The sequence below is a fragment of the Microvirga sp. HS2 genome (genome assembly GCF_055792805.1).
The window spans coordinates 1-15,532 of the sequence record NZ_JBVVAJ010000035.1 but is presented as its reverse complement, the minus strand read 5'-3'; the positions used below and the strand labels follow the sequence as shown (position 1 = coordinate 15,532).

The following is a 15,532-nucleotide window of genomic DNA, read 5'->3' as shown; positions in this document are numbered from 1 at the left end:
TGATGCGCTTTCCATCACGGGCGTTGTCGGAGCGATAGGCGTCAGAGGCCTCAGCCGCGACGTTCGATGACCGTCACGATCTTGCGTGTCTTGGGCTCCACGATCACCACCTGATCACGCACGATCACATAGCGGCATTCCGGCAGGCCGTGGAGGATGCGCACCACCTCGCTCGGGCATGCGTGCAGATGTGTCACGACAGTCTCCGGAACGACGGTGCCGACGTTCACCGAAAAGTTCACGTCGTTCATTGGCTCGGTTCTCACGCTGCTGAAGGCACGCGTGATTTCCGTGCGCTGTTCGCTCGAGACGTTGACATTGGAGCCGGAGGTGCTGCCGGTCGTGTTGGCGGCGCCGCCTGCCTTGCCGGACGTCCCACTCGTTGTACCCGATGTGGTGCCGGTCGCAGCTGCGCCGCCCGAAGTGCTGCCTGCCGCTCCGCCGGTCGCACCGGACGTTCCACCCGAGGTGCCTGACGTTCCGCCCGAGGTACCGCCCGATGCGGCACCGGAGCTCGTACCCGACGTTCCGCCTGAAGTCGTCCCAGAGGTGGTGCCCGAAGCGCCGCCTGAAGTGCCACCTGCCGTTCCGCCGGAGGTGCCACCGGAGACGGTGCCCGAGGTGCCCCCCGATGTTCCACCCGAGCCACCACTCGTTTGAGCAATGGCCGCCACGCTGAGGGAAAGAGCTGCCGCCGCAACGGTTGCTAACAAAGTTACGCGCATTGAGAACCCTCCATCGACGAGGAGCAGACCCCCTGCCCCTCACATGACCATGTCAACGGAGAGTGTTCGTGAGGGTTCCGTTCCTAAAGTCGTTCGGCAGGGGTGTCACAACGGCGAAATATCATACTTCATGGCGGCGTAGAGGAGGACGCCCCCGACGCAGGCGAGCAGCAACAAACCCAGCAGCAACGCGATCAGGAATCCGGAATCGAGGAAGATGCGAAAGTCCTTCGAGAGAGAGTTGCTCGGTTCAGGGTCGAAGGGCTCGTTCGGCACGATCAGCCTCGGTCGGTTGCACGAAAGCGCGGGAACAACTCACAAGCTTTGACGTGGTTCCTGCGGACGCTGCAGGGGCGGAGAGCTCGACAGCAATCAGGCCCCTGTTTCCTGCGGAGCCAGATGGCCGAAAGCCGCGACGACATTCTCGTACACGCCGCGCTTAAACGGGATGATAAGCTCGGGCAGCCGATGCATCTCCTCCCAGCGCCACTCGTCGAATTCGGGTTTGTGGTGCCCGCCGCCCGGCTGCGTGATGTTGATCTCGTTCTCGTCGCCTTCGAATCGGAAGGCGAACCATTTTTGCGTTTGCCCGCGGTAGCGGCCTCGCCATGCGCGCCCCGCCACCATGGATGGCAAGTCGTAGGAATACCAGTCAGGCGCTTCGGCGAGCAGCCTGACCGAGCGAACGCTGGTTTCCTCGTACAACTCACGCAGGGCTGCTTGATAGGGATCCTCGCCAGGATCGATGCCGCCCTGGGGCATCTGCCACGCATAGCCGTCGGCGACCTGATCGCTCGAATCGGAAGAATGACGCCGCCCGATGAAAACATGGCCCTGCTTGTTGAGCAGCATGACGCCGACGCAGGAGCGATACGGTAGCTCCTTCCTGCTCTGCGGGCTTTTGGCGTTTCTCATCAGACATTCACTCCCTTGCCTCGCCCCCACGTTCGCCGATCATCTCAGTCATCGCCGGCTTGTATCGATGGTTCCAAAGATCGAGCCTGCAGAGTGCCGTTTCAAAGGATTCTGCACAAGCCGTCCCGTACGATTGTCAAAGCCTGAATGAAAAAGCCTGGCGTCCGTCAACGCCAGGCTTGATCGTTTTGTGATGCAGCCGAACTCAGTTCTGGGTCGGCGTGATGTTGGCCGCGCCCTTGCGCACCCCGTGGAGCAGATCGTAAGCGGCCAGGAGCTGCTTGTCCTTGGTCGGATCCGGCGGAACGTAAGCGGAGGAACCGCCGCGCTCTTCCTTATCGCCGCCGTTCTGCAGGTGGCCGCGCAGACCGGCCTCACCCTTGGTCTCGTCCTTGCCCTTCAGCTCGTCGGGCACATCCTGCAGCACCTCGATATCCGGATCGATGCCCTTGGCCTGGATCGAGCGGCCCGACGGCGTGTAATAGCGCGCCGTGGTCAGGCGCACCGCGCCGTTGCCGCCGAGCGGGATGATGGTCTGCACGGAGCCCTTGCCGAAGGAGCGTGTGCCGAGCACCGTCGCACGCTTGTGGTCCTGCAGGGCGCCGGCCACGATCTCGGACGCAGAGGCCGAGCCGCCATTCACGAGCACGACGAGGGGCTTGCCCTTCGTCAGATCGCCGGCCTTGGCGCTGAAGCGCTGCGTATCCTCCGCATTGCGGCTGCGGGTCGAGACGATCTCGCCGCGATCGAGGAACGCGTCGGAAACCATGATCGCCTGATCGAGCAGGCCGCCCGGGTTGTTGCGCAGGTCGATGACAAAGCCAGCCACCTTGTCGGCGCCGATATCCTGGCTGAGCTTCTCGATTCCCGAGCGCAGGCCATCGTAGGTCTGTTCGTTGAACTGCGTGATGCGCAGAACGCCGATATCGCCTTCGGCGCGGGCGCGCACCGGGCGGACCTTGATGGTCTCACGGGTAAGCTTCACCTCGATCGGATCCTTCGCCTCTTTGCGCTGGATCTTCAGCATCACCGAGGAATTGACCGGACCGCGCATCTTGTCGACGGCCTGGTTCAGGTTGAGGCCCTGAACCTGCTCACCGTCGATCTGGGTGATAACGTCGTTGGCCAGGATGCCGGCGCGGGAGGCCGGCGTGTCGTCGATCGGGGTCACGACCTTCACGAGGCCGTCTTCCATCGTCACTTCGATGCCCAAGCCGCCGAACTCACCGCGGGTCTGCACCTGCATGTCGCGGAAGCTCTTGGCATCCATGTAGCTCGAATGCGGATCGAGCGAGGTCAGCATGCCGTTGATGGCCGATTCGACGAGCTTCGACTCGTCCGGCTTCTCGACATAATCCGTGCGGACCTTCTCGAAGACGTCTCCGAAAAGGCTCAGCTGACGGTAGGTATCGGCCGAGGCGGCGACTGCGCCCGAGGTCATCAGGCTCGTCTGCGACACCATGGTCGCGCTGCCGGCACCGATAGCCACACCGAGAATCAATAGGGAGAGTTTGCGCATTATCCGCGAACCTTTTCGCTTTGCGATTTCGCCCACCAGGGACCTGGGTCGATTGAACCGCCGTCTTTCCTGAACTCAACATAGAGGACGGGATTGTTCTTTTCTATGGCAGATCCAGTCAAACTCATGAGAGAGGTGTCACCCATGGTCGCAACTGGCTCGCCAGCGAGCACGAATTGCCCGACGTCGACGTTGATTTGGTCCATACCGGCCAGAAGAACATAATATCCCCCGCCTGCGTTGATGATCAAGAGTCGACCGTAGGACCGAAAGGGCCCGGCAAAGGCCACCCAGCCGTCCGCTGGTGATACGACAGCCGCCTTCGGACGGGTGGTGATCGAAATGCCGCGCGTCGTTCCGCCATAGCCGTCATCGGCGCCGAAATTCGACGTCACCTCGCCGCTGACCGGCCTCGGAAGCATGCCTCTCGCCTCCGAGAACGGGATTTTCGGCGCCAGCCTGGCCGGATCGCGGAAGGCAGCCTGGGCAAAGCGCTCCCTGGCCTCGCGCTCCTGCGCCTCCGCCGCCTTCCGGGCTTCCTCGGCAGCCCTCTGGGCGCTGGCGATCTCCGCCTCCATCCGGTCGATCAACTCTTTGAGAGTTCCAGCCTGACGGGCAAGCGCCGCCGCCTTGTCCCGCTCGGCCCCGACGTTGCGCTCGACCTCGGCCATGCGGCTCTGGCGGACCTCCATGAGCGCAGTCAGGCGCTGCTGCTCGCCGTTCAGCGGCCCCAGTTCGGCGTTGAGAGTGGTGCGATCGATGGCAATCGCCTCCTTGAGGCGCACCAGCTCGGCAAGATCGGAGGCCAGAATCTCGGCCTCGGCCCTGAGCTCCGGCAGCACCGCGCCCAGCATGATGGAGGCCCGCACGGCCTCGAGCATGTCTTCGGGCCGCACCAGGACGGCGGGCGGCGGGCGGCGGCCCATCCGCTGGAGGGCCGCAAAGACCTCGACGATCACGCCGCGGCGGCTCTCCAGGGAGCGGCGGATGGCCGCCTCGGAGGACGTCAACGTCTGGAGGCGCTGCTCCAGCCCGCGAATCCGGTCCTCCGTATCCCGAACTCGGCCTGCGGTTTCGATCAGGGTGGCATTGAGCTTGGCCCGATCCGTCTTGATCGACTCGATTTCTGCCGTGAGGCGCCTCTGGGCCTCGGCGCTGGCGTTCATCGCCTCCTCCAGAACCTTGAGGTCGTTCTGGCGCTTCCTTTTCTCCTCCTCGGTTTCGGGCGAAACCTTCGAGGCTCCCGCAGCGGGCGCAGGCGCCTGCTGGGCCCATGCGGGGCCCAGGGCACAAACAGCCAGGCATGAGGCAAAGCCAAGGGCCTTGCGGGAGGGAAGATTCATCAGGCGGAACATTCGTCAGGAATCATCGTGACCGGCGCGATGATAAGGGTGCCCGGCCATGATTGTCAGCGCCCTATAAAGCTGCTCGGCCACGAGCGCCCGGACGATCTGGTGCGGCATCGTGAGCGCACCGAAGGAAACCACCAACTCGGCGCGTTGGCGGATCTTGGGATCGAGGCCGTCCGGGCCTCCGATCACACAGGCTACCCCGGAACGACCTTCGTCGCGCCACTGCCTGATTCGCTCGGCGAAAGCCTCGCTCGAGGGACTTTTGCCGCGCTCGTCGAACACGATCAGCACGGAGGATCCGGCCTTCTCCAGAAGGGCCTCAGCCTCTTCGGCGCGGCGGTCGTCCTCCCGGCGCGCGCGGCTTTCCGGCAACTCGACGATGTCGAGCCCGGCCAGACCCAGGGCCCGGCCCATGCCGTCCACCCTCTGCCTGTATCGCTCGACCAGCTCCCGTTCGGGGCCGCTCTTGAGACGGCCCACGGCCAGCAAGCTCAGTCGCAACGGTTCAAGCCTTCAGTTCAGCTCGCGCGATCCTGAGGACGATCGGCGCCCCACATCTTCTCGAGGTTGTAGAAGCCACGAACCTCGGGGCGGAAGATGTGAACGAGAATGTCGCCGGCGTCGATAAGCACCCAATCGCAGGCAGGCAGGCCTTCCACGCGCGGAGTGCCGAACCCCTTGTCCTTGAGATCCTTGACCAGACGGTCGGCGATCGCGCCCACGTGACGATGGGAACGGCCTGACGTAACGATCATGGTGTCAGCAAGGGAGGTCTTACCGGCCAGGTCGATTTCGACCGTGTTTTCGGCCTTCATATCCTCGATGGAAGCCAGGACGGCGGCCCGGATATCCTCATCCTGCGGAGCAGTCGCTCCGGAGAGAGGGGGAAGCGTGTTCGTATCCGCTTCGAGAGAGTTCAGTCGGTTCAGGTTCAAGCCCTTTCTAAGCAGCGCCCAAGGGGAGCGCCGATTCTTAAGATAAGATCGGATGCCCCCATCTTTCAACGTCCCCCGGAAGGAGAAGTTCGTCCCATTTGCCGCAGCATGGTGGAGGACAGATGCGAGCGGGGGCCGTGCAGGAAGACCCAGGCTGGCGGCCTGAGACCGGCCAGCGCCCGTGCCTTCTCCTCATGGATGCGCCCCCCCGAAAGGACCGTCGCGCCGCGGGAGCGCATCGCCTTCAGGGTCCAACCAGGGCGGTCGATGACCGCAATGGGCATCAGCCGAGCGATGCGCCGCCAGCCTCGCCAGCGATGGAAGCCCGCCAGATTGTCCGCGCCCATGATCCACACGAAGTGCACGCCCGGAAAACGGCGCTTGAGATAGGCCAGGGTATCGACGGTGTACCGTGCGCCGATGTCCTCCTCGAAGGCGGTGACGTCGATTCGCGGGTCGCCGGCGACTTCTTTCGCCTGCGTGACACGCATCGGGGTGGACGCCAGCTCGCCCGTATCCTTCAGGGGGTTACCAGGGGTGACGATCCACCAGATGCGGTCGAGCCCCAGGCGCTTGAGCGCCATGAGGCTCACATGGCGGTGTCCGGCATGCGCCGGATTGAACGAGCCGCCATAGAGCCCGATCCGCATGCCGGGGGTAGCCAGCGGCACGCGGACGAGCCCTGAGGGCATCAGACGGAAACGGGAGGGAGGGGAAATCACGGGCGCGTCTGACCCGAACCGTGGATGCGATATTTGAACGACGTCAGCTGCTCCACGCCGACAGGACCGCGGGCATGCATGCGGCCCGTGGCGATGCCGATCTCGGCCCCGAACCCGAACTCGCCGCCATCGGCGAATTGCGTCGATGCATTGTGAAGCACGATGGCCGAATCCACTTCCCTGAGGAAGCGCTCCGCGGCCGCGGCATCGTCCGTGACGATGGAATCGGTATGATGGGAGCCGTAAGTTTCAATATGCGCGATGGCCTCATCCAATCCGTTTACCACGCGCATGGCGATGATGGCGTCGAGGTACTCGGTGCGCCAATCCTCTTCCGTTGCAGGCGTGACGCGCGGATCGACGGCCTGCGTGGCCGTGTCCCCGCGCACGGCGCAGCCCGCATCCAGCAGCATCAGCACAAGCGGCTTCAAATGAGTGGCCGCGCAGGCGCGGTCGACAAGCAGCGTCTCCGCCGCGCCACAGACGCCCGTCCGCCGCATCTTGGCGTTCAGCACGATGCTCTTCGCCATCTCCAGATCGGCTTTGCCGTGCACGAACACATGGTTGAGGCCTTCGAGATGCGCGAAGACCGGGACCCGCGCCTCTTCCTGAACGCGAGCCACGAGGCTCTTGCCCCCGCGCGGCACGATCACGTCGAGATTCCCGCCGAGTCCCGACAGCATGGCCCCTACGGCGGCGCGGTCGCGCGTGGGGACGAGGCGAATGGCGTCGGCGGGCAATCCGGCTTTCTCCAGCCCCTCGCTCATGGCCTCCGCGATGGCGAGCGCGCTGCGGAAGCTGTCGGAGCCGGTGCGCAGGATGGCGGCGTTGCCCGCCTTGAGGCACAAGGCCCCCGCATCCGCCGTCACATTCGGGCGGCTCTCGAAGATGACGCCGATCACGCCGAGCGGCGTCGCGACGCGCTCGATCTTCAAGCCGTTGGGACGCTCGAAGCACGCCAGCAGGCGGCCGACGGGATCAGGCAGCTCGGCGATGCTCTCCACGGCGGCGGCGATGGCTTCGAGGCGCTCCGGGTTCAGAACGAGGCGATCGACGAAGGCCGGGGTCTGCCCCTTGGCCCTGGCCTCGGCCAGATCCTCCGCATTGGCGGCAAGGATGGCGGTCGCCCGCGCGCGAATGCTGGCGGCAATCGTGCGCAAGGCCGCATTCTTCTGCTCGGAGGAAGCCAGGGCGATATCACGGGCGGCCTGGCGGGCACGGCGTCCCAGCTCGGCCATGAGCGCCGGAACATCCGGATTCCCAACCGAAGCCGCACCTGACGCGTTGAGGTGTTCGACGAGCGACGTGTCGCTCAAGGCTCGAGTGTCATCCATGTCCCAGTCCCAGCCCTCCGCTTCTCGAAGGGAAACCAACCATCCACAATCCATAGCGCGCCGGGATATCCCAGAGCCGGGCCGCCCCGTCCGGCATGCCACGATGCATCCCGAGGTCCGGGTGGGAACGTCCGGCTGGCACTATAAGTCCTGGCACGGACCTTTCTACCCTGCGACCTTAAAGATCAAGGACTTCCTTTCCTATTATACGGGTCGTTTCGATACGGCCGAGATCAACAATTCCTTCTACAGGCTGCCGACGGAGCAGGCCGTGAGGACCTGGCGGGAGAGCGTGCCGAACGGCTTTATCTTCGCCTGGAAGGTTTCGCGCTTCATCACGCATATGAAGAAGCTGAAAGACGTCGAGGAGAGCCTCGATCTCGTCTTCGGGCGCATGGCGGGCCTGGGCGATGCCTCCGGACCCGTCCTGTTTCAGCTGCCGCCCATGCTGCGGGCCAATGAGGAAACACGCGGGCGGGTTGCGCGCTGCCTATCGCTCGTTCCGCAAGACCAGCGCATCGCCTTCGAGTTTCGCCACCCGAGCTGGTATGAAGAAGCCACCTTTCGCATCCTGCGCGATCACGACGCGGCGCTCTGCTTGTCCGACCACGCCGATGCTCCCGCCCCTTGGATGAGCACCGCCGCTTTCGTCTATGTGCGCGCCCATGGCACCGACGGCCGCTACGCGGGGAGCTACAGCGAGGCAACCCTGCGGGCCTGGTCCCATCGGATCGCGGAATGGCGTCGGGAGGAACGTGACGTTTACGTCTATTTCGACAACGACATCAAAAGCGCTGCTCCCGGCGACGCTCAGACCCTGCTGAGAATTTTGAACGACGATCAGTCGCTGAGCGCCATGTCGTCCCGGTGAACCATCTCGGCGCGACCGGGATAGCCGAGGATGGCTTCGATATCGCGGCTCGGGCGGCCGATGATGCGAGAGGCCTCCTCGGCGTCATAAGCCACGAGACCGCGCCCGAGAACGCGGCTTTCATCCCGAATCGTGACCGCGTCGCCGCGATGGAACGTGCCCTCGATGCGGCGCACGCCGACTGGCAGGAGACTTGCGCCGCCTTTCAGCGCGCGTGCCGCTCCTTCATCCACAATGATCGCGCCGCGCGGCTCGAGCGCGCCGGCGATCCATGTCTTTCGCGCCGTCGCAGGGTTGGACGGCGTGAGGAACCAGGTGCAGCGCCCACCTTCCGCCACGCGCCGCAAGGGATTCTTCGCGCGCCCGTCGGCGATGATCATGTGCGTGCCGCCGGACGTGGCGATCTTGCCCGCCTCCACCTTGGTGCGCATGCCGCCGCGCGACAACTCGGACGCAGCCCCTCCCGCCATGGCTTCGATAGCGGGCGTGATGCGTTGGACGACGGGAATATGCTCAGCATCGGGATCGGATGCAGGCGGCGCCGTGTAGAGCCCATCGATGTCGGAGAACAGCACCAGAAGATCCGCCCCGATCATGGTGGCCACGCGTGCCGCCAGGCGATCGTTGTCGCCATAGCGGATCTCGGACGTCGCCACCGTGTCGTTCTCGTTGATCACGGGCACCGCGCGCATTTCGAGCAGCTTCAGCGTCGTCGCGCGCGCATTGAGGTAGCGCCGCCGCTCCTCCGTGTCGGAGAGCGTCACGAGAATCTGGCCTGCGGTGATGCCGTGATGAGCCAGCACCTCCGACCAGGTCCGCGCGAGCGCGATCTGGCCGACGGCGGCGGCCGCCTGGCTCTCTTCCAGCCTCAAGGGGCCGGACGGCAACCCCAGGACCGTGCGCCCCATGGCGATGGCGCCGGAGGAGACGACGAGGACATCCGCGCCCTTGGCATGGAGGTCTGCGATATCCTCCGCGAGCGCGGCGAGCCACGCATGATTCAGCCGACCCCTGGCGCGATCCACCAGGAGCGCGGAGCCGACTTTCAGGACGACGCGGCGAAACTGGCTGATCTGGGGGCTCACGGATGCCACTCATCTTCGGTTTCGACAGTCTCTTCCTCGGCCTTCGCCTCGTCGATGACAGCGAGGAGCGCCTGCAGCACCTCCTGCACGCCCTGCCCCGATGCGGAGGACATCACGAGCGGCGTACGCTTGCAGGCCTTCTTCAGGGTTTTGAGCTGCTCTTTGAGCGTGTCCTCGTCCAAAGCGTCAGCCTTCGAGAGCGCGACGATCTCGGGCTTGTCGGCAAGCCCGTGGCCGTAGGCCTCGATCTCGTGACGGACGGTCCTGTAGGCCTCGCCCGCGTCCTCGCTCGTGCCTTCGACGAGATGCAGCAGCACACGGCAGCGCTCCACATGGCTCAAGAAACGATCACCGAGGCCGACACCCTCCGACGCGCCCTCGATCAGGCCCGGGATATCCGCCAGCACGAATTCGCGGCCATGGACGCGCACGACCCCGAGTCCCGGATGAAGCGTGGTGAACGGATAATCGGCGATCTTGGGCTTCGCCGCCGTGACCGCAGCCAGGAAGGTCGACTTGCCGGCATTGGGCAGGCCGACGAGTCCGGCATCGGCGATCAGCTTCAGACGCAAGATGAGCGTGCGCTCCACGCCCTCCTGGCCCGGATTGGCCCGGCGCGGCGCACGGTTGGTGGAAGTGGTGAAATACGCATTGCCGAAGCCACCGTTGCCGCCTTTGGCGAGCAGCACGCGCTGGCCCACATGGGTCATGTCGGCAATGACGGTCTCGCCGTCCTCCTCCAGGATTTCCGTGCCGGCGGGCACCTTCAGCACCGCATCGGCGCCCTTGGCGCCGGCGCGGTTCTTGCCCATGCCGTGGCCGCCGGTCTTGGCCTTGAAATGCTGCTGGTAGCGGTAGTCGATGAGCGTGTTGAGCCCCTCTACGCATTCAGCCCATACGTCGCCGCCACGGCCGCCGTCGCCGCCGTCAGGCCCACCGAATTCAATGAACTTTTCACGGCGGAACGACACGGCGCCCGCGCCGCCATTGCCCGAACGAATATAAATCTTGGCTTGGTCGAGAAATTTCATAACCCGTATCCTTTACGGGACAACATGCCCATGAGCAACGCACCCGCACGGGCAACGCAGACAAAAGAGAAGCGCTCCCGAACGGTTTTCGGGAGCGCTCCGGTTCGTGTGAAGGCGGCTTAGCTCGCCAACGAGATGGAGCGGTCCAGCTCCACCTCGACGGAGGCGGGCTCGGGAACGAAGCCGGTATGGCCCCAGGTCTTCAGGCTTTCCCACGTCCGCCGGTCGAGGCGGAAATGATCGACCGGATAGAAGCCGCACCGGGCAGGCAGCTCGGAGAGCCCTGCGCCCTGATAGGCAAAGCCGCACTTCTCCAGCACGCGCCGCGAGGCCGGATTGATCACCCGGGCGCAGGCCGTGATCTCGCTTCCGTCACTGTAGGCGAAGAAGGCGTCGATCAGAGCCCGGGCCGCCTCGGTGGCATAGCCCTGCCCCCAGGACGGAATGCCGAGCCAATAGCCGAGGTTGGGCTTGCCGGTTTCAGGATCGGCGCTGATTCCGACCACGCCGATGAGGCTGTTCGGCTTGCCCTTGGGGGTGATCGCCAGTTGCAGGCCTTCGCCGTTCGCATTGGACCGCCTCGCCTCGAAGATGAACCTCTCGGCCTGGTCCGGATGGTACGGATGCGGAATTCGGGCCGTCATGTCCGCGACAGCTTTCTCACCGGCAAGACGTACGACGGCCTGGGCATCCGCAAGGCGAGGCCAGCGCAGCCAAAGGCGGCGCGTCTCGAGACGGAAAACATCGTCACGGGTGAGGTCGGGAAACATGCTCTTGCTCCGATCCGAATGGGCCTCCCTGGCCCGGAAAACACGAAGGGGAGGTGGACATCCCACCTCCCCTGTTGGTTCTCGGATCTGAGCTTGGCCTTTTGGGCCTGTTTCGGAGCTTCGATCCGCCGGGTCGGTGTGATGCCGGCGGGAGCTCCTTCGTTTTGCTCTCGCCGTTTACTCTGCGGCCTCTTGGGCCGGGACGACCGATACAAAGGCTCGGCCTTGACGCGTAAGGAATCGGACTCGGCCGTTGGCCGTGGCAAAGAGGGTGTGGTCTTTGCCCATGCCGACGTTCGCGCCCGCATGCCATTTCGTGCCGCGCTGACGAATGATGATGTTGCCGGCGACAACCTGTTGATCGCCGAACTTCTTGACACCGAGACGACGGCCTTCGGAATCGCGACCGTTGCGAGACGAACCGCCTGCTTTTTTGTGAGCCATGGGTCTACTCCCGTGTTCCTGTCAGTTGCCTTGCGCTTATTCAGCTGTGGCCGGCGCAGCGTCTTCCGCCGCGGCCTTGGTGGTCTTCTTGGGCGCAGCCTTCTTGGGCTTCGCGCCACCGGCGAGGATCTCAGTGATCCGCACCACGGTGTAATCCTGGCGATGCCCGCGCTTGCGGCGCGAATTCTGGCGACGGCGCTTCTTGAAGGAGATGACCTTCTCGCCGCGGGTGTGCTCCACCACCTCGCCTGCCACGGTCACGCCCTCGACGAGGGGGGCGCCCACCTGGGTCGTGCCGTCGTTGGTGACCATGAGAACCTGGTCGAACGTAACGGCTGTGCCCGGCTCGCCCGCGAGCGTGGCGACGGTGATGACGTCGTTGGCGGCAACGCGATACTGCTTGCCGCCGGTCTTGATCACTGCGAACATCTTGATCCTCGTGTTCAAACCCAATTCTCCACGAGGCTTATGGCCCGCAGGATTGGCTTTTTGGCAGTTTCCGGCTTCGGTTCACGGCCGCCTGAGAGCAGCCGCATGGATACGAGCAGGCACTCGTACCCGCTCATAGAGGATGCCTAGGTACGGATTGCCTTTGGATTTGTCAATCAAAAACCTCTCAAAAACATGCACCAAGGTGCTTGAAGAGCCGCCAAGCCCATGATATCCACCCGGCCTCAACCAGCGGGGCTGAACGCCCTCGCCCTCCGGAGAGGTGGCAGAGTGGTTGAATGCACCGCACTCGAAATGCGGCATACGGGCAACCGTATCGGGAGTTCGAATCTCCCCCTCTCCGCCAATATTCCCATCCACCGGCCTCCAGGAAATTTTTCCGCCGCCAAGGCTCCGCCGAAAGTTCTGACGCCCTGGAGCGCTGTGGCCTGGGGATCGACGCGACTTTTTGAGTTCGGAATGGGCATCCCACTCGCATCGCCCCGTCGACGGGGCGAACATAGAGCCACTCTCTCTGCTGACAGCCTCAAGCAACCGCCTCGACGAGAGATCGTCGACGACACAGCCGAGCCTCCCGGGCAACCATCGGAGAGGTGTGGCAGAGGCTGCCCACAAGCGGATCCGCCTCAGAAATACTCATAATCATGGCGCCTGAAGGCGGACCCGAAGGGCCCGCCCACGTTCTGTTCTTTAGAAGAGCGCATCGCATGGGACAGTGGACCCGGTTTTCACTCTTGCGGCCCTCCGGGCCCATGCAATGCGCTAGCCGCCGTAGGGCGACACGCAGGCGAGCCTCGGCCCGCTCAAAGGCTGATAGCTATTGTCCGATACGCGATAGGACTTCCAGCGGTTCGTGCACCAGTTGACATGCGCAGCGCTCAAGCGAACCGGAGCGTAGACCGGCGGAGCAGCGACTGCGGGCTGATTGGCGATAGCACCCCCGATGATGGCTCCCGCGACAAAGGCCGCCGGCGGAAACCACCATCCATTGTAATGCCGATAGCCACGGCGGTAGTCCCGATAGCCTCGATGCCCGTTGTAATAACCCCAGCCGCCGCGCCGTTCGAAACGAGGATGCTCAACGCGGCGTTCATGATGCGGGCGGTGGAAGCGGCGTTCATATCTGGCCCGATCGTGGTCGCGACGAAATTGAACCTGCTGCAATTCTGCACCTTCAACTTCGGGCTTCACGAAAATCAAAGGAGACGCGTTTGCAGCATTGGTCGCAGACCCGACAACACCAGCGGCCAAACACGCCACAACAATACCAGACACTACTCTCTTCATAACTCACTCCGCAGGCAGAATGTGAACGAATTGCCTGCGTTCAATTTCGACGTCGCCCAGTGAACAATGACTGAATGCCTGCATTAATCTTTCGTAATCTCCGGCACAGGCCCGCCATCAGGGCGTTTGCGAAGAAGCCTGCCATGCGGGCAAGGGGAAAACCCGATCGTATCCCCAATTGAATACGAACGCGTAGACCATGTAGAAGATGGCGAAGCCCACATCCATGAGGAAGGCCTCAAAGAGGCCGATATCGAGATACCAAGCAATGAGAGGCATCAGCACGACCAGCAGACCCGCCTCAAACAGGACGGCATGCAGGACTCGGATGGTGATGCCCTTTCGAGTTCCGCCCGTCAGGCGCTGCATGATGGCGTCAAAGCCCAGATTATAGACGTAGTTCCAGATCGTCGCGATGGTCGCGGCGCCAATCCCGACGACACCGACGTCGGTCATGGACATGCCAAAGACCCACGCACCGAGAGGCGTGACGAGAGCAAGTCCGACGAGTTCGAAGCTGATGGCGTGACGGATACGGTCACGAGTCGTGCGCATGATTCAGTCCCCCAGCCGGAAGGTCGGGTCGTCCCGAGTGAATGCCCAGAAGGGGGAGGTCGTCCTCGCAGAGCCGTGATATATAAGGGGGGCGCATCTCAAGCAAGGCACAGACGCGCCATACCCTTTGCCTCGTGCAAGCAGGCACTAATGCTACTTTCGGTCGGTCCCGGAAGTGCGCAAAAACCAGACATTGTCGAGAGCGGACCTCATCAGCGCCCCCGTGAGTCGCGCTCATCTCGATCTTTCGAAATCCGATATTCCGTGGCGCTCCAGAACGCCACAAACTGTGCATAGACGCGTTATATGATTGGGGTGTGGAGATTGCCATGACAGAGGCTCTCACCGCAGATCACCGCGCCAACCGCCTACTGGCTGCGCTCAAGCCCGAGGACTTTGCCGCGATACTCCCTTACATGGATGCTGTGCGGTTGACGCGCGGCCAAGTGCTCTACGAAGCCGGCGAGCTTCTCCACTACGCCTATTTTCCCCACAATGCCATGATTTCGCTGGTGAACGTCATGGAGGACGGGAGTGCCGTCGAGGTGGCGGTCTTCGGGCGAGAGGGAGTAATGGGCCTCTTGGCCGAAATCGCCACGCGAGAGGCCTTCGGGCGCTATATCGTCCAGATGTCCGGCAGCGCCTCACGGATCGCATTCGAGCGGCTGAACCACGTGCGCAATGCACGCCCGGATGTCTGCAAGCTGTTCAGCAATTATAGCCAGGCTGTGCTGATGCATACGTTCCAGAGCGTATCATGCAATGCGGTTCACCCGGTCGAAGCCCGCACCTGCCGATGGATCCTGGCCATGCACGATCGTGCCGAGCAAGACACCCTGCCGCTCACACACGAATTTCTGGCCGAGATGCTGGGCGTTCAGCGCTCGACGGTCAGCATGGTCACCCGAACTCTGCAGACGGCAGGATTGATCCAGCAGTCCAGAGGCAGCATCACGGTCATCGACCGGGCTGGCGTCGAAGAAACAGCCTGCGAATGCTACGGGAAAACCCGGAAAATGTATGAGCGCCTGCTCCCCGGCACCTATCTACGGGCACATTCCTGAGACGATTGATCCGGCGACCCAACAATATCGTCGCCGCTCTTCTGCGCAGTGGACTGGAGCGCTGCCGCCGGCATCATGAGGGGCGCGAAAAGGGCCGCTGATTCCAGCGGCCCTGATGCGGAATGGGCAGGCACGATGCAACGCCCATCCGGCATTTCTTCCTCAGCACAACGAGCGAAACCGGAGACCCGCGCCAGCGAACAGCGCCCCCGTTTCACACCCGGTTGCCTAAAGCATCGGACGTGAATTCGAACTCACGCCCGGTGCTTTAGGCTTTTGATTGTGAGCCTCTTTCCACACAAAACCGGTTCCCACTTTTGCGTCCGAGGCTCTAGGCGGCTTTGACGCCGGAGAGGAAGCTCGCGACCTCGTGGTCGAGATCGGTGGAGTGGCGCGCCAGCTCCTGCGCCGCGCCCAGCACCTGGTTCGCTGCCGCACCGGTCTCGCCGGCGCCCTTCTGCAGCTCCACGACG

The 15,532-nt window shown here is 63.6% G+C and carries 18 protein-coding genes and 1 tRNA gene; 3 read left to right on the top strand and 16 right to left on the bottom strand.

The genetic code is table 11. The annotated features are described in order from the left end of the window. Positions 1-50: 50 nt before the first annotated feature. The 9 genes from ACS5Q0_RS22365 to ACS5Q0_RS22325 all read right to left on the bottom strand — a co-directional run bounded on the left by ACS5Q0_RS22365 (position 51) and on the right by ACS5Q0_RS22325 (position 7,406). Positions 51-725 (bottom strand): DUF1236 domain-containing protein, encoded by a 675-nt coding sequence (locus tag ACS5Q0_RS22365; protein WP_473128859.1) that lies wholly within the window; start codon positions 723-725, stop codon positions 51-53. Between the two features lie 105 nt (positions 726-830). Beyond that, entirely contained in the window at positions 831-1,001 is a 171-nt protein-coding gene (locus ACS5Q0_RS22360; RefSeq protein WP_473128858.1) for a hypothetical protein, read from the bottom strand. Positions 1,002-1,097: 96 nt separating this feature from the next. Beyond that, on the bottom strand, positions 1,098-1,640 hold the full coding sequence (locus tag ACS5Q0_RS22355; protein ID WP_473128857.1) for an RNA pyrophosphohydrolase: 543 nt from the start codon (positions 1,638-1,640) through the stop codon (positions 1,098-1,100). 205 nt (positions 1,641-1,845) lie between these two features. Continuing rightward, positions 1,846-3,159 carry a S41 family peptidase gene (locus ACS5Q0_RS22350; RefSeq protein WP_473128856.1) on the bottom strand — a complete coding sequence of 438 codons (1,314 nt, stop codon included), beginning with the start codon at positions 3,157-3,159 and terminating at the stop codon, positions 1,846-1,848. Beyond that, the gene (locus tag ACS5Q0_RS22345) at positions 3,159-4,514 is read right to left on the bottom strand and encodes a murein hydrolase activator EnvC family protein (protein WP_473128855.1); all 1,356 of its coding nucleotides are present in this window, start codon (positions 4,512-4,514) and stop codon (positions 3,159-3,161) included. The genes ACS5Q0_RS22350 and ACS5Q0_RS22345 overlap by 1 nt, the downstream gene beginning before the upstream one ends. 3 nt (positions 4,515-4,517) lie before the next feature. Continuing rightward, positions 4,518-5,012, bottom strand: coding sequence for a 23S rRNA (pseudouridine(1915)-N(3))-methyltransferase RlmH (gene rlmH, locus ACS5Q0_RS22340; protein WP_473128854.1), 495 nt, complete (start codon positions 5,010-5,012; stop codon positions 4,518-4,520). A gap of 17 nt (positions 5,013-5,029) precedes the next feature. Then, entirely contained in the window at positions 5,030-5,359 is a 330-nt protein-coding gene (gene rsfS / locus ACS5Q0_RS22335) for a ribosome silencing factor (protein ID WP_473128894.1), read from the bottom strand. A gap of 152 nt (positions 5,360-5,511) precedes the next feature. After that, positions 5,512-6,138 (bottom strand): nicotinate-nucleotide adenylyltransferase, encoded by a 627-nt coding sequence (locus tag ACS5Q0_RS22330; RefSeq protein ID WP_473128893.1) that lies wholly within the window; start codon positions 6,136-6,138, stop codon positions 5,512-5,514. Positions 6,139-6,164: 26 nt separating this feature from the next. Continuing rightward, entirely contained in the window at positions 6,165-7,406 is a 1,242-nt protein-coding gene (locus tag ACS5Q0_RS22325) for a glutamate-5-semialdehyde dehydrogenase (protein WP_473128892.1), read from the bottom strand. Positions 7,407-7,605: 199 nt separating this feature from the next. Between ACS5Q0_RS22325 and ACS5Q0_RS22320 the strand changes: the two genes are divergently transcribed. Next, entirely contained in the window at positions 7,606-8,373 is a 768-nt protein-coding gene (locus ACS5Q0_RS22320) for a DUF72 domain-containing protein (RefSeq protein WP_473128853.1), read from the top strand. Here ACS5Q0_RS22320 and proB read toward each other — a convergent pair. The 5 genes from proB to rplU all read right to left on the bottom strand — a co-directional run bounded on the left by proB (position 8,343) and on the right by rplU (position 12,132). Continuing rightward, entirely contained in the window at positions 8,343-9,458 is a 1,116-nt protein-coding gene (proB, locus tag ACS5Q0_RS22315; protein ID WP_473128852.1) for a glutamate 5-kinase, read from the bottom strand. The genes ACS5Q0_RS22320 and proB overlap by 31 nt on opposite strands. Next, complete coding sequence (obgE, locus tag ACS5Q0_RS22310) at positions 9,455-10,489, bottom strand: GTPase ObgE (RefSeq protein ID WP_473128851.1); 1,035 nt, start codon at positions 10,487-10,489, stop codon at positions 9,455-9,457. Before obgE ends, proB begins: the two co-directional genes overlap by 4 nt. A 119-nt stretch (positions 10,490-10,608) precedes the next feature. After that, positions 10,609-11,259 carry a GNAT family N-acetyltransferase gene (locus ACS5Q0_RS22305; protein ID WP_473128850.1) on the bottom strand — a complete coding sequence of 217 codons (651 nt, stop codon included), beginning with the start codon at positions 11,257-11,259 and terminating at the stop codon, positions 10,609-10,611. Between the two features lie 177 nt (positions 11,260-11,436). Further along, positions 11,437-11,703, bottom strand: a complete 267-nt coding sequence (gene rpmA, locus ACS5Q0_RS22300) for a 50S ribosomal protein L27 (RefSeq protein WP_009763277.1) — start codon at positions 11,701-11,703, stop codon at positions 11,437-11,439. A 36-nt stretch (positions 11,704-11,739) separates the two neighbouring features. Further along, positions 11,740-12,132, bottom strand: a complete 393-nt coding sequence (rplU, locus tag ACS5Q0_RS22295; protein ID WP_473128849.1) for a 50S ribosomal protein L21 — start codon at positions 12,130-12,132, stop codon at positions 11,740-11,742. 277 nt (positions 12,133-12,409) lie between these two features. On the opposite strand from rplU, the gene ACS5Q0_RS22290 reads away from it, so the two are divergent. Beyond that, a tRNA-Ser gene (locus ACS5Q0_RS22290) sits at positions 12,410-12,499 on the top strand. A gap of 416 nt (positions 12,500-12,915) precedes the next feature. Here the strand turns inward: ACS5Q0_RS22290 and ACS5Q0_RS22285 are convergent. Together ACS5Q0_RS22285 and ACS5Q0_RS22280 are read right to left on the bottom strand one after the other, a co-directional pair. Beyond that, positions 12,916-13,440: a BA14K family protein gene (locus ACS5Q0_RS22285; protein WP_473128848.1), complete on the bottom strand. Its 525-nt coding sequence runs from the start codon at positions 13,438-13,440 to the stop codon at positions 12,916-12,918. A gap of 117 nt (positions 13,441-13,557) precedes the next feature. Beyond that, positions 13,558-13,995, bottom strand: coding sequence for a PACE efflux transporter (locus tag ACS5Q0_RS22280; protein WP_473128847.1), 438 nt, complete (start codon positions 13,993-13,995; stop codon positions 13,558-13,560). Between the two features lie 329 nt (positions 13,996-14,324). On the opposite strand from ACS5Q0_RS22280, the gene ACS5Q0_RS22275 reads away from it, so the two are divergent. Then, the gene (locus ACS5Q0_RS22275) at positions 14,325-15,059 is read left to right on the top strand and encodes a Crp/Fnr family transcriptional regulator (protein WP_473128846.1); all 735 of its coding nucleotides are present in this window, start codon (positions 14,325-14,327) and stop codon (positions 15,057-15,059) included. The last annotated feature ends 473 nt before the right edge of the window (positions 15,060-15,532 follow it).